Source organism: Bacillus sp. 11B20 (assembly GCF_056098985.1).
Map to the genome: position 1 here is coordinate 286,517 of NZ_JBLZWZ010000007.1, position 21,931 is coordinate 308,447.

The following is a 21,931-nucleotide window of genomic DNA, read 5'->3' on the forward strand; positions in this document are numbered from 1 at the left end:
AGAAAATTTTAATTAATCATGACATTTCCCCTTGAAAAATGAGATTTAATGGGTTACAGTATTAAGAATTAGAACAGACAGACAACACATTCTTATCGTGAGAGGTGGAGGGACTGGCCCTTTGAAACCTCAGCAACCGGTATGCATCACTACATGTGATGTACCAAGGTGCTAAATCCAGCAAGCAGCTTTTTTGCTTGGAAGATAAGAGGAAGCGATTAAACCCCTTCTTCTTATGAAGAAGGGGTTTTCTGTTTTGAAATCAGATTTTTACTTAGGATGGTGTCAAATGACAGAACATGTGGAAACGAAATTAGCGCAGATTGGAAACCGTAGCGAAGAGGTGACTGGCACTGTCAGTCCTCCCGTTTACCTTTCGACAGCATACAGACATAGAGGTATAGGGGAATCTACAGGATTTGATTATATTCGAACGAAAAACCCAACAAGACAGCTCGTAGAGGATGCAATTGCTTCACTCGAAGAAGGGACGGCCGGTTTTGCCTTCAGTTCGGGAATGGCTGCGATTCAAACGATCATGGCTCTATTTGAAAGCGGAGATGAACTCATCGTCTCATCAGACCTATATGGCGGTACATACCGTTTGTTTGAAAACGAATGGAAAAAGTACGGCTTACGTTTTCTTTATGATGATTTTGCAGATGAAGACTGTTTACGCTCTAAAATCACGCCAAACACAAAAGCGGTCTTTATTGAAACACCGACAAATCCACTGATGCAGGAAGCAGATATTCAAAAAATAGCGAAGATTGCAAAAGAACATGGCGCTTTGGTGATTGTCGATAATACTTTTTACACACCAGTCTTGCAAAAGCCGATTACGCTTGGAGCGGACATTGTCATTCATAGCGCAACCAAATATTTAGGCGGACATAATGATGTTCTTGCAGGGCTTGTCGTGACAAAAGGAGAGCAGCTGTCTGAAGACATGTTCCAGCATCAAAACGCGATTGGAGCGGTTCTATCACCATTTGACTCATGGCTTTTAATGAGAGGAATGAAAACACTGGCTCTTAGAATGCGCCAGCACGAGGCAAATGCGAAGGAGCTGGCTGAGTTTTTAAAGAAACAGCCAGAAATTCAAGATGTGCTTTATCCAGGAAAGGGAGGCATGCTGTCATTTCGAGTAGCTAAAGAGGACTGGGTCAATCCATTTTTAAAGCAGCTAAAAACGATTTGTTTTGCTGAAAGCCTTGGCGGAGTCGAAAGCTTCATTACGTATCCTGCAACGCAAACGCACATGGATATCCCAGAAGAAATTCGCATTGCAAACGGTGTATGTAACAAGCTGCTCCGTTTCTCTGTTGGCATCGAGCATGTAGATGACCTGAAAGCAGACCTGAAACAGGCACTATCACAAGTAAAAGAGGAGGTACACGCCAAATGACCACACATGATTGGACACTCGAAACACAACTCGTTCATAATGCGTTTAAAACAGACCGTTCAACAGGTGCAGTCAGTGTACCGATTCAGCATGCATCCACCTTTCATCAAAGCAGCTTCGATGAATTTGGCCAATATGACTACTCGAGATCGGGAACTCCTACACGTCAAGCATTAGAGGATACGATTGCGGCGCTGGAAGGAGGAACGAGAGGGCTTGCCTTTGCATCAGGCATGGCTGCTATTTCAACCGCTTTTCTTCTATTATCAAAGGGAGATCACGTCCTTGTCACAAGAGATGTGTACGGCGGGACTTTCCGAATGATCACCCAAGTTCTGTCGAGATTTGGAATTGAGCATACCTTCGTGGATATGACGGATTTGAATGAAGTCAAAAGAGGCATTCAATCGAATACAAAGGTCATTTACATGGAAACACCGTCAAATCCAACACTAGGCATTACAGATATTGAAGGTGTCGTACAGATTGCGAAAGAGCATGACTGTTTGACATTCTTAGATAATACGTTTTTAACGCCTGCGCTTCAGCGTCCGCTGGACCTTGGTGTGGATGTTGTTCTGCACAGCGCAACGAAATTTTTAAGCGGCCACAGTGATGTGCTGTCAGGCTTAGCCGTGGTAAAAGATGAGAAGCTGGGAGAGGAACTCTATTCACTGCAAAACTCCTTCGGTGCGGTCCTTGGCGTGCAGGATTGCTGGCTCGTTTTAAGAGGGTTAAAAACCCTTCAGGTCAGATTAGAAAAAGCTAGTCAAACGGCCTTCGAGCTAGCTTCATTTCTTAAAGAACATCCTGCGGTCAAAAAAGTATACTACCCAGGCTTAGATGATCACCCGGGTGCAGATATTCAGCGAAAGCAAGCGAGCGGAGCAGGGGCTGTTCTCTCATTTGAACTAGAAAACCAAGCGGCAGTCAAAGAATTGGTGGATGCCGTCACATTACCTGTATTCGCCGTCAGCCTCGGCGCCGTCGAATCGATTTTGTCATATCCAGCCAAAATGTCACATGCAGCTATGCCAAAAGAAGAAAGAGAAAAAAGAGGGATTACAGATGGGCTGCTTCGTTTAAGTGTCGGAGTTGAAAACGGAGAAGACCTCAAACGTGACTTCAAACAAGCACTGGATCAACTAAAGCCTGTTCTTGTGAACCAATCATAAAGAAGGAGAGAAAAAAGCCGGCACAGCCGCCGGCTTTTTGATCTTTTTTAAACAAAACCATTGACGCTTTATTATTATGGTTATATAATAGAGACTGTCAGTAACAGAAAGCCCAGAACTGATACATAACCCGATTCCGTAGCTCAGCTGGGAGAGCGCTACCTTGACAGGGTAGAGGTCGCTGGTTCGAGCCCAGTCGGAATCATCGTTGAAACCCTTGCGTAGCAAGGGTTTTTTGTTTTTATCTTTCTTCATGAAAACGTATGAAATTTGTATCGCAACGCCTTTTGAGTCACCTAATAAATGGATCAGTAACTTTTAAATCCTATATGATTTTATTTCCTTTATCTTTCCAGACTTTGCAGCACTACTAAAAATATATACATCACAGAAATCAATTTTTAAACCATTCGCTAGTAACATCACACCATTTATTGAAGCAAATTTCCCGTGTGTGATTACTTGGCAAATTTCAAGTTCGCTAACGATTTCTCTGTCCTCTTTGTACAAAGTGGAGATTAAGGCATTTCGTCCTTCAAGCTTTGTATTATCCTTTAACTGATACCAGATAATAGATTCATCCGCATATTCCTTAATAACTTCAGTCTGCCGCGTTAATATAGCTACTGTAAAATCAATGACTATTTGCTTCCTAGGAGCATTGTCACATCCTGTTGGAATGATAAGCTTTATTTCATTGAGGGAACTGTCCACTAATGTTAACCTCCTAAAAATACGTTTTATAAAAGCTTTTTGTGATGTAATTTGGATCGTCTGTTAAAGTTCAAAAAAGGCATTTTTAAACTGATATTGAATTATATCATAAAGAATTTATAGTTCATTATCTAAGATGGGAGAGATTAATTTAGAAAAACAATTAAATCCTCCCTTAAAAAGGTAGAGTAATCCACATTTTCAGGATAGAGGTCGCTGGTTCGAGCCAGTCGGAATCATCGTTGAAACCCTTGCCTAGTGTTCTGCAGTGTTAAATTCTAATTTGTTTGTGACATGACTATAAATACCTGAGGTTGTTTTAGCACTAGCATGTCCTGCTCTTTTTTGAATAGATGTACCCCACCTGTTTGGGATGGGGTATCTGCATCAATACATTCAATATTTGTCTGGTGTAATTTAAATAAATAAAGTTCGTTTATCTTAATATTTAATAATGGTTCTTCCTAAATGTTGGCCATTTTTAATGGCTTCAATTTTTTCAGGTAACGTATCGAGCGTAATCTCATTGACTAGAGTCGTTTGGGAGATATTCCATTCGTTTGCTATCTCGTTCCAAATTACTTTGCGTTTATTGATTGGTACATTTACAGAATCAATCCCTAGAAGGTTGATCCCTCTTAGAATAAAAGGTAACACAGTTGTTGTTAATTTAATTCCGCCTGCATTCCCGCACATGCTCATGCTTCCACCATAAGAAATTTGAGGAATGATCACAGAAGCCACATCTCCTCCTACGGTATCTAAGACGAAGTCAAATTTTTGCTTGTTTAATGGTTTTTTTAGCTCTCCTAATTCGTTTGCAAAAATGACATCAGTTGCTCCTAAAGATTTTGCTATATCAACTTGATTATCTTTACGCACTAAAGCAAAAATATTGTTGTACCCAATTTTAGATAATAATTGTATAGCAATGCTACCAACTCCACCAGTTGACCCTGTAACGAGTATATTAGGTTGATTTTTCGTACTCATACCATTTTCCTGTAAAGCCATGATAGAAAGAGCTGCGGTAAAGCCTGCTGTTCCAAAAATCATTGCTTCTTTTAAAGTCAAGTTATTTGGCAAAGGAACAATCCAATCCGCAGGTACTCTAGCATATTCAGAAAAACCTCCAGTGTGGCTCATGCCCATAGCGAAACCTGTGACAATCACTTGTTGACCCTCTACGAAACGATGATCTGTTGTATGAACGATAGTCCCACTTAGATCAATTCCAGGAATCATTGGATAGTTACGAATAACACCTCCATTTTTTTGAACAGCCAGCATATCTTTATAATTGATTGAAGAATATGCTACTTTAATTAATACTTCTCCTTCGGATAAATCATTAACACTTACATTTTGAAGATCATAACTAACTTGATCATTTTTTTCTGTAACTAGAATCGCTTTAAATGAATCCATTGTGTATCTTCCTCTCTAAAAATATATTACAACAAAATATTTCTGTTACAAAAGTATTTCAATTAAAAAACTACCATGATATTATAGGTGAAGTCAATGTGGGGGAGATAAAATGGAATTATCAGAGTGCATAAATTTTTTACTAAGTGTTAGTCAAAATAAAGTGTTCAAGTACTTTAGTAAACTTTTAGAGGAAAGTGATTTGACACCCGCTCAATATGGTGTGTTGAACTGTCTATGGAGAGAGGGTCAGTTATCTCCTAAACAAATTGGAGAACTTGTATATTTAGAAGCCTCAACCGTTTCTGGAATATTAGATAAAATGCAAAAAGCTGACTTAATTGAACGCACAATAGATCCAAACAATCGAAGAAATATATTAGTAGAGGCTACTCAAAAATCTTTAGTCATTAGAGATCAAGTTGAAGCAGCAACAATTGAGCTGAACAAGACAGCGCTTCAAAACTTGTCAAATGATGATAAGGTTGTACTAAAGAAAGCATTAAGTACCATTATAAATAATTTTCAATGATGTACTTTTATAAACAAGTTTCATATTAAATCGATAACTATCACAAGGCTCCTTTACAGGAGCTTTTTTCAGTTTCTTTTCGGTGCTTTGTAAATCCTTGGATGTGATAATAAATATAATATTAAGTTTTTTATGGAAATTAGGTAAGGAATAGACAAAATTCTTTCTTCAGTGGAGAAGATTCAATGTTGATGGCAGCTATTCAGAATGGTTGGCTTGATGTAAATGTTGTAATTGGAGAATTATTAATGTCGTTCAAACGCGCCGGATGCGCTGGCATTTTGACTTATTTTGCTTTAGATATGGCTCCGCGACTGAGAGATGGAGAATCTCAAAACATATAGGCAAAATGAAAACAGACCATGCAGGGTCTGTTTTTTTATGAGGAATTATTTGAGGACCTTCAGAAAAAGTATTGATGGAAGAAATCCTTTTTCATACCGATCACACATCTTTTAATAGTATCAGCATATTCAGTTTAAGAGGTTACTTACAAAATATTTAGAACTATCTTGTAAGAATCCTCCTAAATGTAATACGGACTTTACATATTTTCTATTTGTCTATACCTTTCATATCTCTGTTGGATAAGCTCTTCTGAGGATAATGGTGTCAATTTTTTTAGAGATGATTCGATCACAGATTCAATCATTTGTGCCTGTGATTTTATATCATTTTGTGCTCCACCTTTTATTTCAGGGATGATTTCATCAATAATTCCTAAATGCTTTAAATCTTTTGCTGAAATTTTCATATGTTCAGCAGCTTCTGGAGCATACTTAGCGTCCTTCCATAGGATAGATGCTGCTCCTTCTGGTGAAATTACCGAGTACCATGAATACTCTAACATATGGATATGGTTACCGACACTAATGCCAAGAGCTCCACCACTTGATGCCTCTCCAATTACAATACAAACAATTGGCACTTTAAGCGTAGCCATTTCCAATAGATTTCGAGCTATCGCTTCAGAAATTCCACGTTCTTCAGACCCTTTCCCTGGATAGGCGCCTATAGTATCAATAAATGTAATAATAGGGCGATTAAATTTATCAGCTTGTTTCATCAGTCTTAGCGCTTTTCTATATCCTTCTGGATGAGCCATTCCAAAATTTCTTTCTATATTTTCCTTTGTACTTCTACCTCTTTGATGACCTATAACCGTAACGGGCATTCCTTTAAATTTTGCAATACCACCTATCATTGCTTTATCATCACCATATAATCGATCACCATGAAGTTCGAAAAAATTTGTAAACAATAAAGGTATATAATCCAATGTCGTGGGCCGGTTACGTAGCCTTGCAATTTGAACTCGTTGAAAAGCTGTAAGATTAGAATAAACTTCATCTTGCATTTTATTTAAACGTTTTTCTAATAAATGAATTTCTGACGATAAATCTACATTATTTTCTTTCATCATTTTCTTTAATTCATCAAATTTCTCTTTTAGTTCAATAATAGGACGTTCAAAATCCAAACTCATTTTATCCTCCAAAGGTTATGATTTACCTCACTCTAATCAAAAGACTTAGAAATAGAATCATTAAATAATTCAAAACCATCCACAACTATTTTTTGTTCTGATTCTGATAAATTATTAAGGATACGTTGATAAAATGTAAGGGATTGTTCTCTTAAGCGATTAACAGTAATGTGCCCTTTTTCTGTGAGGTGCAGAAAAAGTTCTCTTCTATTTTTTTCATTTACTTCACGATAAACAAGCCCCATTTTTACTAACTTATCTACCAACCTACTTACAGTTGAAGTCTCTAATCTAAGTTTATTGGATAGTTGCCAAACAGTTAGTTTTTCCATCTCTAGTTCCTCTAACGCCATCATTTGAGAAGTTGGTAGAGGTTTTTCAAATGGTCCATTCGGCAAATTTTGAGATTCGAAAACCCCAGTTAATATAATCATTTTCTTAATATCTGTTCTTAGTTTTAAGGCATCTTCTCTTTTCAAAAGGTCAACCTCCTACAATTCATGCATCATACATCAATTGTATTATACATCAATATGATTTTTTCACAAGCTTAACATAAGCCAATATGACAACATGGACGAGATATTTCTTCTTGTTAAATGTGTCTAATTTGTGAATTTAACAAATTCCACAAACTAAAATATATGGAAGTTCAGTCTATAGTAGGTAACATAATACTCATTGTTATGGCGGGTATCTAGTCTCGTAAAAGTGACAAGACTAATCATTTTGAATGAATAGAAGGAGGTTTCATGATTATTGCCATAACTGATGTTACATACGGTAGTAAGTAAGAGAGCCAAAAGGTGCTCTGCGTTACTACTATACACATGCCTTAGAAATCGAAAATTCTAAGGAAGAGCTTTCATCTAAATGGACTTTACAGATAAGCTCTCTAAAAAAAATTACACGGAGGTAATAGGAAATGAGAATTAACCACAATATCGCAGCACTTAACACATTAAACCGTTTATCAGCAAACAATGGTGCAAGCCAAAAGAACATGGAGAAACTTTCTTCTGGTCTTAAAATCAACCGTGCAGGAGATGACGCAGCAGGTCTTGCAATCTCTGAAAAAATGCGTGGACAAATCCGAGGATTAGAAATGGCGTCTAAAAACGCACAAGACGGTATCTCTCTTATCCAAACAGCTGAAGGTGCATTGACTGAAACTCACTCCATCCTTCAACGTGTTCGTGAACTAGTCGTTCAAGCTGGAAATACTGGTACACAGCAAGGTGAAGACTTAGCTGCAATTAAAGATGAGATCACAGCGCTTGTTGAAGAGGTCGATGGTATTTCTAATCGTACTGAGTTTAACGGAAAAAAATTATTAAATGGTACGTTTAATGGAGTAGGTACACCTGGCACACCAGCAACTCCGCCGACAGATCCAGATGATCCAAGTACAGGTACACCTGCAGTCCCAGCAACTCCTGGTGATGCTTTAGTATTCCAAATTGGTGCAAATGCTACACAACAAATTAAAGTCAACATTCAAGATATGAGCGCTGCTGCTTTAGGCGTTACAGACGCAGATGGTGCAGTTGAGACAGGTAAGTCTGTTAAAGACATCGATGTTTCTAAATTTGAAACAATTGCAGCTGATGACGATGGTGGATTTGATGATCAGTTAGCAATCGTTGATGGAGCTATTAAACAAGTTTCTGCACAACGTGCTAAACTTGGTGCAGTTCAAAATCGTCTAGAGCACACAATCAACAACCTTGGTGCATCTTCTGAAAACTTAACGGCTGCTGAGTCTCGTATCCGTGACGTTGACATGGCAAAAGAAATGAGTGAGTTCACGAAGAACAACATTCTTTCTCAAGCGTCTCAAGCAATGCTTGCACAAGCGAATCAACAGCCACAAAACGTACTTCAATTATTACGTTAATAAACCAAAAGCCCCTATATATAGGGGCTTTTTTTGTTTGTCTTAATTCGGTTCGATGCTTCATTTTATTGATCGTTCTAAAAGATGCTTCAACGCCAATAAATACGACAAAGAATAATACTATCCAACTAACCAAATATTCGAGAGTGGCTTTTGTATTTCTCAGTGTTAGTCATTATCCTGTTTTTAACAAACAGGGAGCTACATAAAGCAGCTCCCTGACAAGTAATCAATCTTTCTTTTTTTTGTAGTCTTTTATTAAGCTTGAAACAGTTAAACCCATTACACCAAAAGCTACTACATAAAATAAAATATTTGTTACAGGTGTATCAATTTTTCCTAAAATCAACACAATTGCGATAATAGCGGTGGGTAAAGTAATTAACAAACCTTTGGATGCCTTATTTTCCTGTGTCACTAGCCGAGCACCTCCTTGAGGAATTACATGAACAAAGGTCGTTCGCAACAAACTAAAACAATTGATTTCTTTACTAAAAGTAAAATGAACATATATAGATGCTTTTTTATAAGTTTTACATTGGTAAAATAGTGAGAAGTATCTCAGTCATTCTTTCCAATATAGAGGAGGGGGAATCGCAGTTAACTTATACAAATGTATAAACAGCACTTCATAGAACTTGCCTTACTAGGGTGAATTTAAACGTATATAATACTTCTCTTAAAGTTGTTGGTTTTAAAAAGTAAAAAACATGGTAAAATTAGATAAAAGTATAAGAAAGAGTGATTCTATGGAATATGTAATTATGTTAATCTTTTTATTAGCACTTTTCTTTATTTTTACTATTTTCCTAAAAACTCGTTACAGTTTTGGTGAAAAATACTTAGTCTTAAAATTTGGTTTATCTAAAACAGAAATACCAATTGATCAAATCGTTAGTATTAAAGAGTCAGACAAGTATGCAGTTGCAGATAATATTGATTATAGAATTGGTGCTCCATATGGTCAACCAGATAGAATCGTTATTGAAACTATGAATAAGCGTTTTCTAGTTTTTTTAAATGAAGGTCATCATTTTCTTCAAAATTATAAAAAAGCTAGTGCTAGAATATAAGATAAGTATCTTCTAAGATAGAAGGTGCTTTTTTATTCGAGTTCCACTTCTTTAGATATACTAATAGAATGAATACTTCAATACTTCAGCCAAGTTGACTTACGAAGAGTTGTTGAAGGTTGCTAAGTGATAGACTGAAACATAATATATCTCTTGAAAGGATGATTGTGGTGGTGAAAACAGATAAAGTCTCCTCCTGAATACAGTAAATCACATTCAGGAGGAGATAAAAAATGTTTAAAAAAATAGATGGAAATTATCCGAGAAAAGAGCACTTTCATCATTATATGAAGGTAACCCGATGCTCATATAGCCTAGTGATCGATTTAGATATCACGAAATTGCATTCAATATTAAAAGAAAAAAAGCTAAAAGTATATCCTGTGCAAATTTATTTGTTAGCAAGAGCTGTGCAAAAAATACCGGAGTTTCGGATGGATCTAGTGAACGATGAACTTGGTCACTGGGATCTTCTCCATCCTAGTTATACGATTCTAAACAAAGAAACAAAGACATTTTCAAGTATTTGGACGCCTTATGACGAAAATTTTGCTCGATTTTATAGAAGCTGTGTAGCTGACATTGAAGCTTATAGCGAAAGTAACAAACTATTTCCGAAACCTCATATGCCAAAAAATATGTTCAATATTTCAAGCCTGCCTTGGATTGATTTTACTTCTTTTAACCTTAATGTATCTACAGATGAAACTTATTTGCTGCCGATATTTACGTTAGGCAAATTTAAGGTGAAAGAAGGAAAAATCATCTTGCCAGTCGCCATTCAAGTACATCATGCTGTTTGTGATGGCTATCATGCCGGTCAATATGTGGAATATTTAAGATGGCTGATAGAACATTGTGAAGAGTGGTTAAGCGATTCATTGTATACTTAATTTTCAAAGGTATAGTCATTTGATAGAAAAAGGCAGACTTAGTAGAGTCTGCTTTTTCTGTTGTGAGCAGAAATGTGTAAAGTCACGTTATGTTATGAACTGTTCTTTTTGCGGTTTCTTTTCGGTGCTTTGTCATCTCTTGCATGTGATAATAAATGTAATATAAAGGAATTTAATAGAAGGGGAATAAGGGATGGAGAAAGTGATTTCTTCACATGTTGGTGTGAAAATAAATGAATGGTATAAAATGATTCGGCAATTCAGTGTACCCGATGCAGAGATTTTGAAAGCTGAGGTAGAACAAGAAATTGAACGGATGGAAGAAGACCAGGATTTACTGATTTACTATCAACTAATGTGTTTTCGCCATCAGCTTATGCTTGATTATATTAAGCCTTCAGAAAAACGATCGCCTTCTGTTTCTGATTTGGTTGATAAAATCGAAAATTCAAATCATCAACTTTCTGGTATGCTGCAATACTATAATGCTTTTTTTAGAGGAATGTATGAGTTTAGTAAAAAAGAATACATACAGGCTATTCAATATTATAAGATCGCTGAAAGGCAGCTCGCATTAGTTGTAGATGATATTGAGCAAGCGGAGTTTCACTTCAAGGTGGCTGAAGCCTACTATATTATGAAGCAAACTCATGTTTCTATGCATCACATCATAAAGGCCTTAGACATCTATAAGCAGCATGAACAATATAAAGTTCGCCAAATACAAAGCTTGATTGTTATTGCAGGAAATTATGATGATTTCAAGCGATATGACAAGTCATTAGAGCATCTAAATACAGCTTTTTCTATAGCAGAAGAGCTCGCCGATAATATGTTAATTGCTAAAATTCTATTGAACATAGCGAATACATATGATCGACAACAAAAGTACACTGAAGCAATCATACGCTACAGAGAAGTTTTAGACATTATTACACCACGAAGTATTGATATAAAACCAATCACCCTATTTAGTTTAAGTTGGTCGTTGTATAAGTCTAGTCTACATGATGAAGCCGCTCCACTCGTAGAAGATGGTCTTAAGTGCTCCTTAGAGAGAAATGATTCGTTGTGTTTGATGTTATTTAAAGCTTTAAAAGCGATTTATATAAATGCTAATGAGAAAGCAATTCAGGAAGTGCTAAATTATTTTGAGGAAAAGCAACTATATGTCTATGTCGAGGCATTTGCTCAAAGTATCGGATTATCTTCTGAAAAAAAGGGGGACTTTGAAAAAGCTGCCGAATATTATAGAAAGGCTCTTAAAGCTCAAAATGATATTCAAAAAGGAGAGTGTCTGTATGATTATTAAAAAATTACTAGTCATTGTATCCATTGTATTGTTAAGTGTTTCAACAGCAGAAACTTTGAAAATCATTGGAACAAAATCAATACGGAATACAACAATGGAGGAACAACAAAAATCAAATCGAAATACGACTATAATTGATCGAAATACAACCTCTGAAAACGTATAGAAAAGATTAAAACAGACTTTAATAGTCTGTTTTTTTATGAAGTAGAATGAGCAATTGAACAGTTGGTCAATGTTATACTAACCTCAATAGATATAGGGAGGTATCCACTTTGAAATCATTCTGGGAGAAAGAAGAAGAGAGCCCTTTCACGTTAGAAAAGGTAGATGAGGAGAAAATTCGTGAAGCAGAGGGGACACTTGGTGTCACTTTACCTGCTACATACAAAAAGCTCATTTTAGAATGGAACGGTGGCTTTACAGTGCGTAATGCGTTTCCAACTGATCGGCCGAACTCATGGGCAGATGATCATGTTCAATTTGACCATCTAAGAGGAATCGCCAAAGATGATGGCATCATGAATAGTTCCCAGTTAAGTGATGAATTGGAGCTGCCGGAGGGGCTTGTGATCATCAGCGGAGAAGAAGATACATGGATCGCAATGGATTATCGAGAAACGAAGGAACACCCGCCTATTCACTATTTTGATTTAGAGATGGGAGTCGATTTTAAACTGGCGGATACTTTCGATGATTTTATTGAGCAGTTATATACAGCTGAAGATGCGATGATCGAGGTTGTAGAGATTGATGAGGAATCTTCGGATTTGTATGTCAGTAAAGAAGAGCTTGAACAAATATTTGAGAGACAAGACCTTCGTCAGCAGAACCTCTTTAAAATGGCACATTATCCAATGGAAGACATTGAAGAGATTGAATGGTTTTTCGATCGTATGAAAAAATGCATCAAACAGATAAAAGATCAAAATGTCTTGTACGAAGCAGCCACTACTGTTCACTCAATCCTTTTGTTAAATCCAGAAATGCCAAGGAATGACCGTATCAATAAAGAGCTGCAAGAGATTGCCGAGTTTCTAGAAAATAGTGGAGAGTCTCTTATCGTCCTTTTGGGAGAAGACATTCATCCAGTGAAAAAACGATAGTGAAAGAATAAAAGTCCTTAAAAGGCAATTAGCCAGCATTATAGAAAAGTTCTATTTGAAGGTTGATCAAAAACGCTTTTTATTTTCTTCTTTATCTGTCTTGAAGTATAAGTTACAATCTATCCAAAATCCATTAGAATAAAGAAAATGGATAAAGGAGCAACCACATGAATTTTAATTTAAATGAAGCTTTGGATATGTTGAGTCGAACTCCTCACACGTTAGAAAGTCTTTTGTCGGGTTTATCGAAGGATTGGCTTCACAGCCGTGAAGGGGAGGGGACGTGGAATCCAGTTGAAGTCATTGAACATTTGATTGAAGCAGAGAAATTCAACTGGATTCCTCGATTAAATGTGATTCTAGCTGATGGAGAGAATACACCATTTCCTGCGTTTGACCGCTACTCTCATTTGAACCAATCTGAAAGACAGATAGAACAAGCATTATCTGAGTTTCATCATATGCGGATGGAGAATGTGGCATACATTCAGCGTATGACACATTCAGGCCTTGATTTAGAAAAAAAGGGCGTTCACCCGGAGTTTGGGGTCGTGAAAGTGAGCGAATTACTTTCTGCGTGGGTTGTCCATGACTTCACACATATGTCCCAGATTGTTCGAGTCATGGCGGAACGATATCGAACCGATGTGGGCCCGTGGAGCGCTTATTTAGGGATTTTGAATAGGAAATAAATGTTTAATGGTGCTTGGCGGCCCACTCAGATTGAAGCATGGCATATTGATATTCATCGACCCAATGTCCCTTCGACATATAATTTTGCAGCAAATGTCCTTCGCGTCTCATTTCTAAACGTTCCAGCACTCGAATGGATTTTTCGTTGCGCACATCTGTAAAGGCAATGATTTTATGTTTGTTTAGTGTTATAAAGATATATTCGAAAATTGCACTCAGAGCTTCATGAATATAGCCCATTCCTTGGTATTCAGGCGCGAGTGTAAAACCTATTTCAACAATTCTCGGCTCACTGTCAAGTGTATGAATGGCGCAATCTCCTATCAGCTGATTGGATTCAGATAAGGCAATAGCGTATTGAAACCACGTCCCCGGTTGATTAGGTTTTTGTGTCATTTGATGTTGAACAAATGATTCAGCATCTTCGTACGTGTAGTTTTCCCAAGATTGAAATTTTGCAATAGAGGGATTTGCTCGGTATTGATAAAATGCTTCAATATCCTGCCTGTCAAATTGGCGAATAACAACCCGGTTTGTTCTTGTGAATATGCTGTTTGCATTCTTCATGTGTTAACCTCACTTTTAGTTTGTTCTTGATTTGGAAAAAGTCTATCAGCCATTCAGATAGCTGCTGTTGTGCTTTGCTGACAAATCGATCTGCATAATAAATTAATTCCAAGTGCCGGACAGGTGCTGGCTCAGCAATAGGAATCGAAACAATATTGGACCACGTCGAATGTTGTTTTAGTAATCCTCTTGGCTGAATGGTTGCACCGATCCCGGCTTCAACCAGCTGCAATAGCGAAAATGCGGATCCAACCTCCATGGCAGTGTCTAGTTCAACACCCTGTTCTTTACATACGTCATCTACTAAATCCCTTCCTAGATATCCCTTCGGATACATGACCAACGCATGCTGAGTCACCTCTTCCAATGTCACTTCACTCTTTTGGGCTAAATCACTTTTTGAATGAACAAATAATTCGTATGGCTCACTCCCAAGTGGAATTTGAACGAGACGCTTATCTGCAGGCCCTCGCAGCCCGATGCCGAGATCCACTTTATGCGAAAGGACTTCTTCACGCACGAAGATATTTGAATATGCCTTCAGATTGGTTTCGGGGTAAAGTGTTTTAAATTCTACAAAAAGTGGCACCAGCTGAAAATCAAGATCGGATGGGAGTACTGCGAGACGAACGGTTCCTCGTTTTTCCGATAATAGTTCTTTCATCGCATTTTTTGCATCTCTTTCAGCTTGAAGCATTTTCATGCCATATTGATAAAGCAGCGAACCGGCTTCGGTAGCCACGACTTTTTTGCCGATTCGATCAAAGAGCGGCATCCCAACTTCTGCTTCAAGCAGTCGAATTTGCTGGCTAAGTGTCGGCTGTGAAATGCCTAGCTCCTCAGCAGCCTTTGTAAAATGCAAATGATGATATACAGCCATAAAATAGGTAATATGCCGGGTATCCATTTGTCCTCCTTTCATAAATGATAGCCTTTTCCTATCATCATAATACGATTTATTGTATTGATCAATGGATGCAGCAGTTTTATACTCAAAGTAACCTTAACGAGATGAAAGAAGGGTATTGATGAAAAAAATATATTATTTAGCCGCTTTATTTTTAGCAGCATTAAACTTACGTCCAATCATTACGTCCGTGGCTTCCATGATGAGCATGATTCAATCAGAGCTTGGTGTAAACGCACTGACAGCAAGTCTTTTGACCACTTTGCCTGTCCTTTGTATGGGGGTATTTGCTCCTGTTGCGACGATACTCAGCCGGCGTTTTGGTTTAGAAAGAACGCTGTTTTTCTCAATTCTTCTTATCACGATTGCCACAGCACTGCGTGGTACAAGCCAATCGGTTGCTATCCTGCTCATGACTGCGTTCGCAGGAGGGGTAGGGATTAGCTTTGCGGGTCCTTTATTGTCTAGTTTTATTAAAAAATATTTCCCGAGAAATCCTGGTATTGTTAGTGTGTATTCAATTTCGATGACAATAGGTGCAGCGCTCGCTTCCGGCTTCACCATTCCGATTTATCTACGCAGTCAGCATCACCTTACGTTAGCTTTGTCCTGCTGGGCGATTCTAGGGGTGATTGCCCTTATTCTATGGGTCGGTTTAGTTCGCAAAAATGAGCAAAGTGATCATGTAACCTTGCCGTTAAAATTGCCGTTGAGAAACAAAAAGGCTATTCAATTCACTTTGTTCTTTGGCTTTATGTCTAGTATGTTTTATTCTTTGACGGCATGGATTTCACCGATTGCTCTTAGCTTTGGAAACAGTCCGCAATATGCTGCCATGCTGCTGACCATATTTACACTCATTCAGATTCCAGTGGCACTGCTTGTTCCAGCGGTCGTTACTCGATTAGGAAAACCGAAATTATTTCTCATTTTATGCAGTCTGTCTGAACTTATTGGCCTTATCTTTCTTCTTCTGCCAATGCCGATCTTGCCAGCCGTCATTTTCCTAGGTATGGGTGCAGGTGGATTATTTCCTTTAGCGCTTATGCTCCCGATTATGGAGACGAATACTCCAGAGGAAGCCGGAACCTGGTCAGCGATGTCGCAGATGGGCGGGTACATTGTAGGTGGATTCGGTCCATTTTTCATTGGCTTGGTTTTCGATCTAAGCGGACATTTTTATGCTTCTATTGTGGCAATGGTTGTCATCGTCATGCTGATGATTGGCGTTCAGTTATCCATGAATCTTGGTAAAAAACGCGAAGTGGGATCGAATTAAAGATCAATTGATCGGCGCTTTTATATCATTGCACAATGGAAACCGCCATAGCCTATTCCTAATTAAATAGGCTATGGCGGTTATTTTTTTAGAAGCTGCACATGAACGAATTATCTTGCAAGATATTTTTCAACTTTACGGGTAGCCATTTCTGCAGCTTCCATGATCATTTCACCTAATGTTGGGTGAGGATGAATCGTCATTGCTAAATCTTCTGCTGTAGCGCCAACTTCAATAGAGAGAGCTAGTTCTGATATAAGAGTAGATGCTTCAGCCCCTACGATTTGTGCCCCTAGAATAAGACCAGATTCAGCATGGGCTACAATCTTCACAAAACCTTCTGGTTCTTTTAATGCAAGCGCTCGGCCATTAATGGAGAACATTGCTTTCCCAATGACAGTCGGAATGGATTTTTGCTTGCAATCTGTTTCGCTTAGTCCAACACTCGTCAATTCTGGGCTGGAAAAAACAACAAGTGGGATCGCTTTATAGTCTATTATCGAAGGTTTACCAACGATTGCTTCTGCTGCAACTTTTGCTTCATAGGAAGCTTTATGAGCCAAAGCAGGCCCCTCTGTGATATCACCAATCGCATATATGTGCGGGATGGATGTTCTGCATTGTTCATCAATTTCAATTCGTCCGTGAGAAGGAATAGACAACCCGATAGAATCAAGACCTAATGTTCCATCTGTATTCGGTTTTCTTCCGACAGTAATCAGTGCATATTCCGCTTTCACCGTGTAGCTTTCTTTCTGTTTCTCATAATGAAGATCAATTCCGCTCATACGCTGCTCGGCATCTGTGACGTTTGCTCCTGTAATCAGCGTGATTTTATCTTCTTTCAATTGACGAACGACAGGCGAGACAAGCTCACTTTCAAAGCCAGGCAATACTTGATTGCCGCCTTCCAAGATGGTGACTTTTGTTCCAAACCTAGCAAACATCTGTCCTAATTCAACCCCAATATAACCACCCCCAACTACGACAAGGCTTTTAGGGATCTCGGGAAGGGATAGTGCTTCAGTGGAAGACAATATACGACCACCGAAAGGGAGTGATTTAATTTCAATTGGACGGGAGCCGGTTGCTAGTATAAGGTGTTTGAAGTTGATTTGCTTTTTACCTTTTTCGGCATGTTGAATGACTGCTGTATGCTGATCGATCAAACTTGCATCGCCTTCCAGTATGGTAACTCCCGCTGACTTTAATAAAAATTGTACGCCTCCCGCTTGTTTGTCCACAACCGCTTTTTTGAACGCTTGAGCTTCCTTGAAAGAGCCGCCTTCTTGAAAACCACCCCATTGTGTGCGGAGCTTGAACCGCTCTGCTTCTGCTATTAGCGCCTTAGAAGGGATACAGCCTACATGGGTGCATACTCCACCTAACTGATCACGCTCTACAATCGCTGTCTTCATGCCGAGATGAGCTGAACGTAATGCCGCCACATAGCCTCCCGGACCTGATCCAATTACTAATGTATCTACTGTGTCTAAATGAATCATTTCTTGCACCTCCAACTTTAAAATATGATGATCATAATATATTATAGTCATCATATTTTAATGAAGTCAATCCCACCTGAGTGAGCAAAGATGGATTTCAGTCAATTGACACAAGATAATATGATGAATATAATATTTTGATAAGAAGGAGGTTAGGTAGAGGGATGCCTTATCCAAAAGGTCATAAGTCAAAAGTGAGAGAGCAGATCATTGCAAGTGCTGCACGAGCATTTCGAACAAATGGCGTTCGTAATATCAGTTTGCCATTCATTATGAAAGGAGCAGGCCTAACTCATGGGGGGTTTTATGCTCACTTTAAGAACAAGGATCAGTTGGTGATAGAGTCTTTTCATTTTGCTATCACTGATACGATCAAACTGCTGCAAAGTGTTGCAGACAAGAAAGCAGATCAGCCTCAAATTCAGACGATCATTGAATTCTATTTAAGTTCGGTTCACCGTGATCAGACGGAGGTCGGCTGTATACTGCCTGCGCTGGCAGGAGAAATTGCTCAATTATCGCAAGAGGTACGGAATGCTTATACCGATGAATTGAAACGATTTATGGAGTTTATAGCTGATGCTGGAAACATAGATCTCTCTACGAGTTACGCACTAGTAAGCAGCATGATTGGTACAATTGCTCTTGCACGTGCTGTCAATGATTTGCAGTTCAGTGATCAATTGTTACTGGCAGGCATAATACAGGCAAAACGCGTTCTAGAGGCGAATTAACATTCAAATAAAAAACATAGGGGATGTTGCGATGTTGATTAGAGAAGCAAGCATAGAAGATTATCCAGAATTAAGACAAATCTATTTAGAATCCCGGCGCCAAAGCTTTCACTGGCTCAATCCAGAAGAACTCAATCTGCAAGATTTTGATCAAGATACGCAGGAAGAGCAAATTTTCTTAGCTGAGGAGAACAATAAAATCCTCGGATTCATTTCTCTATATGTACCCGATCGATTTATTCACCTCTTGTTTGTACATCCAGAAGCTGCGGGCCAAGGGGCTGGAGATCTGCTGCTCAAACAAGCGATCAACGTTTTGGGAACACCGGTCACCCTCAAATGTGTCTCCGAAAATCACAAAGCTTTATCTTTTTATCAAAAAAGAGGCTGGAAGGCTGTTGTAGAAGAAGGAGAACCTGGGGCAGAATACTGGGTGCTTATTTATGAATAGAAGTCATTTTATCTTATCATTCACACGGCCCTTTATAGGGCTTTTTTGCGGTTTCTTTTCGGTGTCGAATGGTTCATAAAATGATAATATATGTCATTATAGGGAAAATAGAGGAAGGGGTAAGGACTGATGGAGAAAGTGCTTTCTTCTCACGTCGGTTTGAAAATCAATGAATGGTATTATCATATTCAAAGATTTAACGTACCGGACGCCGAAGCATATAAAGAGGAAATCAAATCAATGCTTGATCATATGGAAGAAAATCAAGATTTATTATTGTATTTCTCACTCATGGAGTTCAGACATAAATTAATGCTTGATTACTTGAATCCTTTAGAAAATGGGAAAGAGCGGGCCAACTTCAAGGAACTCGCAATGAAGATCAAAAGGGACCAAGAGAAATTAACAGGATTGCTCGAGTATTACTTCAATTTTTTCTACGGCATGTATGAATTCGAAAACTATGAATACCTAAATGCGATTACCTTCTATAAACGGGCAGAAAAAAAGCTGTCTCTTGTCAGTGACGATATTGAACGGGCCGAGTTCAATTACAAGATGGCTGAAATCTATTACCACATGAAACAAACCCACATGTCCATGCACCATATCGCACAGGCAATAGAATGTTATCGAGAAAAAGATACATACACAGTAAGAGAAATACAATGTTCTTTTGTGATTGGATTAAACTACATAGATATGGGCTGCCCCGAAAAAGCAATACCCCATTTTCAACACGCACTAGAAAAAGCCGCCGACAACTCAACAAAACGATTAAAAGGATCAGCACTCTATAATTTAGGGTTGAGTTATTTTCATAACAAAGAAATAGCCCAAGCAATAATTCACTTTAATGACTCAATTCGAGCATTTAGAGAGCAGGGATACGAACATTTAAATAGAATCTTAGACCCGCTTATTATGTTGTCAAAAGCCTACTTCAAAAAGAAAGAACAGGATTTAGGTATATATGCTTTAAATAACGGCATAGAACTATCTGAAAAACTGAAAGACCATGTACTGTTATTGATATTCAAATTTTTAAGATCACTATACGTTGACAACAATTTTGAGCAGTTGGAAAAAATAATGGAATTGCTAGAAATAAAGTCAATGTATCCTGATCTAGAAGATTTAGCAAAAGACGCTGCAAAATAAAATATTATAATGAAATGGGAGATAAAGACAATGCGATGCTTTTTTATGAGAAAATTCTTTATTTCCAAACTCAAGTGAAGCGGGGGGACTGTCAGTATGAAATTTAAAACGTTATCAGTCGTATTTGTGATGATCAGCGTTATCAGTATTGTTGGTTATTTTACATCTGAAGTGACAGCAAGTCATGATGAAGCTAGGAGAGGTCATACTGCAAGTATCGGTTACACTGCATAAAATAAAAAGCCCTTTAAGGGCTTTTTATTTTAAGACGGAATATATGCTATGAATAAAGAATATTTTTTCCATAGAAAAGATATTAAGGAGGAAGTAAAAATGACAATGTTAAAATCAACATTATTTAGAAGGATTTTTATTATATTTTTTGCTTTAACCTTTATGATTAGCTTGTTTAATATGGCTGTGTTTCCAGGAACGCCAGCGTCTTATTATATTGGCCTAGTTTGTAAGATGTTGTTTATCAGTTTGTTAAATGGTTTGTTTTTCGGAACAATCATCTATTTGATTGTCGTCTTTCTCAATGCTAAATCTTCAAAAGAAAATCAATAACGAGCGAGCGGCTAAAGTCCGTTCTTTTTTATTTTAAAAATGACAGAGAACATGTATGAACTAGATCGCACATTACATTATTTTTAATATCCTACTGCATTCTATTTTAAAGGATGTTACCGTTGGTTGTAAGGAATGATTGGCCAGTCTTCCAATACGAGTTGGAGGGAAATCATGAATTACAAAATTGAAATGATAACGAATATGAAAATGGTGTATATGAGAAATATAGGATCATATGGCAGCAAAGAGAATCTTGAGATGATGAAGAGATTTAAGAAATGGATCAAGCAACATCAATTAAATGATGAATTAAAGGAATATGGTATATATGGTGTTCCTCAAGATGATCCTGGAAAAATTCCATCAGAAAAATGCAGATACGACCTCATGCTTATGACAAATAGAGATTTCTCAAATGATCAAATGGTTCAGACTGGTCATTTTGAAGGGGGAAAGTATGCTGTGTTTACAGTGACACATACAACCGAAAAAGTGAATTTATTTTGGAGACAATTGCCTCAAATGATCCAACACAATCAATTGAACACGCGTCAGGTACCTATTATGGAGAGATATAGAGAAGAAGAAGGCGTGTGTGAGTTCTTACTACCTATCTTTTAAACACTTTATTGAACTGCAATGAAAACAGACCTCTTATGGTCTGTTTTCATGAATATGAAATGTTTAAATATTCTACGACTCGCTCCTTTAAATAACGATACTGATCCTCATTCGTATCTTGAAATGCTTCTTCTCGATTTGAAGGTACATCCATATAAACGATTTCCTCAGAGAATTGTGCAGAAGTAAAGTCGATTCTTGTTCCATTCACTACGTTGTAAAAGTGCCATCCGTTGGGTAATGCAGTTTTGTTTATTTTTCCGCCTAAAAGATCATGTACGACTAAAGAAGTGACGCCACATTGTCCGTTTGCCGGGTTGTCTTTACTCCATTTTGAACTAGATTGAGAAGACCATGCTTTATAAAGAGCATCAATGATTTCGTCTGTCGTGTAGAGGTTCATCATAAAAATCCTTTCT

Annotated in this window: 24 protein-coding genes, 1 tRNA gene, 2 pseudogenes and 1 riboswitch; of the genes and pseudogenes, 18 read left to right on the forward strand and 9 right to left on the reverse strand. The window is 37.9% G+C overall.

Annotated elements, in window-relative coordinates; genetic code table 11:
* Positions 1 to 89: 89 nt before the first annotated feature.
* Positions 90 to 211: riboswitch (SAM riboswitch) on the forward strand.
* Between the two features lie 78 nt (positions 212 to 289).
* From ACN6NB_RS05670 to ACN6NB_RS05680, 3 genes are all read left to right on the forward strand, one after another.
* Positions 290 to 1,408 carry a methionine biosynthesis PLP-dependent protein gene (locus tag ACN6NB_RS05670; protein ID WP_039177862.1) on the forward strand — a complete coding sequence of 373 codons (1,119 nt, stop codon included), beginning with the start codon at positions 290 to 292 and terminating at the stop codon, positions 1,406 to 1,408.
* Positions 1,405 to 2,583 carry a cystathionine beta-lyase gene (gene metC / locus ACN6NB_RS05675; protein ID WP_039177864.1) on the forward strand — a complete coding sequence of 393 codons (1,179 nt, stop codon included), beginning with the start codon at positions 1,405 to 1,407 and terminating at the stop codon, positions 2,581 to 2,583. The genes ACN6NB_RS05670 and metC overlap by 4 nt, the downstream gene beginning before the upstream one ends.
* Before the next feature lie 132 nt (positions 2,584 to 2,715).
* Positions 2,716 to 2,788: transfer RNA gene (locus tag ACN6NB_RS05680), tRNA-Val, on the forward strand.
* Between the two features lie 113 nt (positions 2,789 to 2,901).
* Here ACN6NB_RS05680 and ACN6NB_RS05685 read toward each other — a convergent pair.
* Together ACN6NB_RS05685 and ACN6NB_RS05690 are read right to left on the reverse strand one after the other, a co-directional pair.
* The gene (locus ACN6NB_RS05685; protein ID WP_039177866.1) at positions 2,902 to 3,297 is read right to left on the reverse strand and encodes a hypothetical protein; all 396 of its coding nucleotides are present in this window, start codon (positions 3,295 to 3,297) and stop codon (positions 2,902 to 2,904) included.
* 441 nt (positions 3,298 to 3,738) lie between these two features.
* Complete coding sequence (locus ACN6NB_RS05690) at positions 3,739 to 4,725, reverse strand: YhdH/YhfP family quinone oxidoreductase (protein WP_126681994.1); 987 nt, start codon at positions 4,723 to 4,725, stop codon at positions 3,739 to 3,741.
* Positions 4,726 to 4,837: 112 nt separating this feature from the next.
* On the opposite strand from ACN6NB_RS05690, the gene ACN6NB_RS05695 reads away from it, so the two are divergent.
* Together ACN6NB_RS05695 and ACN6NB_RS05700 are read left to right on the forward strand one after the other, a co-directional pair.
* On the forward strand, positions 4,838 to 5,257 hold the full coding sequence (locus ACN6NB_RS05695; protein ID WP_039177869.1) for a MarR family winged helix-turn-helix transcriptional regulator: 420 nt from the start codon (positions 4,838 to 4,840) through the stop codon (positions 5,255 to 5,257).
* 182 nt (positions 5,258 to 5,439) lie between these two features.
* Positions 5,440 to 5,601 (forward strand): annotated as a pseudogene (locus ACN6NB_RS05700) (porphobilinogen synthase); the annotation flags it as partial.
* A gap of 200 nt (positions 5,602 to 5,801) precedes the next feature.
* On the opposite strand, the gene ACN6NB_RS05705 reads toward ACN6NB_RS05700, so the two are convergent.
* Complete coding sequence (locus ACN6NB_RS05705; RefSeq protein WP_144491132.1) at positions 5,802 to 6,743, reverse strand: acetyl-CoA carboxylase carboxyltransferase subunit alpha; 942 nt, start codon at positions 6,741 to 6,743, stop codon at positions 5,802 to 5,804.
* A gap of 32 nt (positions 6,744 to 6,775) precedes the next feature.
* Positions 6,776 to 7,222, reverse strand: a complete 447-nt coding sequence (locus tag ACN6NB_RS05710; protein ID WP_059377829.1) for a MarR family winged helix-turn-helix transcriptional regulator — start codon at positions 7,220 to 7,222, stop codon at positions 6,776 to 6,778.
* Between the two features lie 446 nt (positions 7,223 to 7,668).
* On the opposite strand from ACN6NB_RS05710, the gene hag reads away from it, so the two are divergent.
* Complete coding sequence (hag, locus tag ACN6NB_RS05715; RefSeq protein ID WP_058838866.1) at positions 7,669 to 8,640, forward strand: flagellin Hag; 972 nt, start codon at positions 7,669 to 7,671, stop codon at positions 8,638 to 8,640.
* Between the two features lie 229 nt (positions 8,641 to 8,869).
* Here hag and ACN6NB_RS05720 read toward each other — a convergent pair whose 3' ends face one another.
* Entirely contained in the window at positions 8,870 to 9,058 is a 189-nt protein-coding gene (locus tag ACN6NB_RS05720; RefSeq protein WP_058838867.1) for a hypothetical protein, read from the reverse strand.
* A gap of 331 nt (positions 9,059 to 9,389) precedes the next feature.
* Here ACN6NB_RS05720 and ACN6NB_RS05725 point away from each other — a divergent pair, with 331 nt between their 5' ends.
* The 5 genes from ACN6NB_RS05725 (at position 9,390) to ACN6NB_RS05745 (ending at position 13,716) form a co-directional block, all read left to right on the forward strand.
* Positions 9,390 to 9,713, forward strand: a complete 324-nt coding sequence (locus ACN6NB_RS05725) for a SunI/YnzG family protein (RefSeq protein ID WP_058838868.1) — start codon at positions 9,390 to 9,392, stop codon at positions 9,711 to 9,713.
* A gap of 233 nt (positions 9,714 to 9,946) precedes the next feature.
* Positions 9,947 to 10,606 (forward strand): type A chloramphenicol O-acetyltransferase, encoded by a 660-nt coding sequence (catA, locus tag ACN6NB_RS05730; RefSeq protein WP_144491133.1) that lies wholly within the window; start codon positions 9,947 to 9,949, stop codon positions 10,604 to 10,606.
* Positions 10,607 to 10,799: 193 nt separating this feature from the next.
* On the forward strand, positions 10,800 to 11,918 hold the full coding sequence (locus ACN6NB_RS05735; RefSeq protein ID WP_144491134.1) for a Rap family tetratricopeptide repeat protein: 1,119 nt from the start codon (positions 10,800 to 10,802) through the stop codon (positions 11,916 to 11,918).
* A 275-nt stretch (positions 11,919 to 12,193) separates the two neighbouring features.
* Positions 12,194 to 13,024: an SMI1/KNR4 family protein gene (locus ACN6NB_RS05740; protein ID WP_144491135.1), complete on the forward strand. Its 831-nt coding sequence runs from the start codon at positions 12,194 to 12,196 to the stop codon at positions 13,022 to 13,024.
* 167 nt (positions 13,025 to 13,191) lie between these two features.
* Positions 13,192 to 13,716, forward strand: a complete 525-nt coding sequence (locus ACN6NB_RS05745) for a DinB family protein (protein WP_039177893.1) — start codon at positions 13,192 to 13,194, stop codon at positions 13,714 to 13,716.
* Positions 13,717 to 13,720: 4 nt separating this feature from the next.
* Here ACN6NB_RS05745 and ACN6NB_RS05750 read toward each other — a convergent pair whose 3' ends face one another.
* Both ACN6NB_RS05750 and ACN6NB_RS05755 read right to left on the reverse strand, forming a co-directional pair.
* Positions 13,721 to 14,284, reverse strand: a complete 564-nt coding sequence (locus tag ACN6NB_RS05750) for a GNAT family N-acetyltransferase (RefSeq protein WP_039177895.1) — start codon at positions 14,282 to 14,284, stop codon at positions 13,721 to 13,723.
* Positions 14,226 to 15,191, reverse strand: coding sequence for a LysR family transcriptional regulator (locus ACN6NB_RS05755; protein WP_260982297.1), 966 nt, complete (start codon positions 15,189 to 15,191; stop codon positions 14,226 to 14,228). Before ACN6NB_RS05755 ends, ACN6NB_RS05750 begins: the two co-directional genes overlap by 59 nt.
* A gap of 121 nt (positions 15,192 to 15,312) precedes the next feature.
* Here ACN6NB_RS05755 and ACN6NB_RS05760 point away from each other — a divergent pair, with 121 nt between their 5' ends.
* Positions 15,313 to 16,470 carry an MFS transporter gene (locus ACN6NB_RS05760; protein ID WP_059377839.1) on the forward strand — a complete coding sequence of 386 codons (1,158 nt, stop codon included), beginning with the start codon at positions 15,313 to 15,315 and terminating at the stop codon, positions 16,468 to 16,470.
* Positions 16,471 to 16,580: 110 nt separating this feature from the next.
* Here the strand turns inward: ACN6NB_RS05760 and lpdA are convergent, their stop codons facing one another.
* On the reverse strand, positions 16,581 to 17,975 hold the full coding sequence (gene lpdA, locus ACN6NB_RS05765; protein WP_144491136.1) for a dihydrolipoyl dehydrogenase: 1,395 nt from the start codon (positions 17,973 to 17,975) through the stop codon (positions 16,581 to 16,583).
* A gap of 164 nt (positions 17,976 to 18,139) precedes the next feature.
* Here lpdA and ACN6NB_RS05770 point away from each other — a divergent pair, with 164 nt between their 5' ends.
* The 6 genes and pseudogenes from ACN6NB_RS05770 to ACN6NB_RS05795 all read left to right on the forward strand — a co-directional run bounded on the left by ACN6NB_RS05770 (position 18,140) and on the right by ACN6NB_RS05795 (position 21,512).
* Positions 18,140 to 18,709: a TetR/AcrR family transcriptional regulator gene (locus tag ACN6NB_RS05770; RefSeq protein ID WP_144491137.1), complete on the forward strand. Its 570-nt coding sequence runs from the start codon at positions 18,140 to 18,142 to the stop codon at positions 18,707 to 18,709.
* Positions 18,710 to 18,740: 31 nt separating this feature from the next.
* A complete protein-coding gene (locus tag ACN6NB_RS05775) occupies positions 18,741 to 19,160 on the forward strand; it encodes a GNAT family N-acetyltransferase (RefSeq protein ID WP_144491138.1) in 420 nt (139 codons plus the stop codon).
* A 129-nt stretch (positions 19,161 to 19,289) separates the two neighbouring features.
* Positions 19,290 to 20,428 (forward strand): annotated as a pseudogene (locus ACN6NB_RS05780) (response regulator aspartate phosphatase).
* Positions 20,418 to 20,555, forward strand: a complete 138-nt coding sequence (locus ACN6NB_RS05785; RefSeq protein ID WP_095408252.1) for an aspartate phosphatase — start codon at positions 20,418 to 20,420, stop codon at positions 20,553 to 20,555. Before ACN6NB_RS05780 ends, ACN6NB_RS05785 begins: the two are co-directional and overlap by 11 nt.
* Positions 20,556 to 20,654: 99 nt before the next feature.
* Positions 20,655 to 20,888: a hypothetical protein gene (locus ACN6NB_RS05790; RefSeq protein ID WP_039177908.1), complete on the forward strand. Its 234-nt coding sequence runs from the start codon at positions 20,655 to 20,657 to the stop codon at positions 20,886 to 20,888.
* 174 nt (positions 20,889 to 21,062) lie between these two features.
* Positions 21,063 to 21,512, forward strand: a complete 450-nt coding sequence (locus ACN6NB_RS05795) for a GyrI-like domain-containing protein (protein ID WP_144491139.1) — start codon at positions 21,063 to 21,065, stop codon at positions 21,510 to 21,512.
* Positions 21,513 to 21,558: 46 nt separating this feature from the next.
* On the opposite strand, the gene ACN6NB_RS05800 is transcribed toward ACN6NB_RS05795, so the two are convergent.
* A complete protein-coding gene (locus ACN6NB_RS05800; RefSeq protein ID WP_126681723.1) occupies positions 21,559 to 21,915 on the reverse strand; it encodes a YunG family protein in 357 nt (118 codons plus the stop codon).
* Between the last annotated feature and the right edge of the window lie 16 nt (positions 21,916 to 21,931).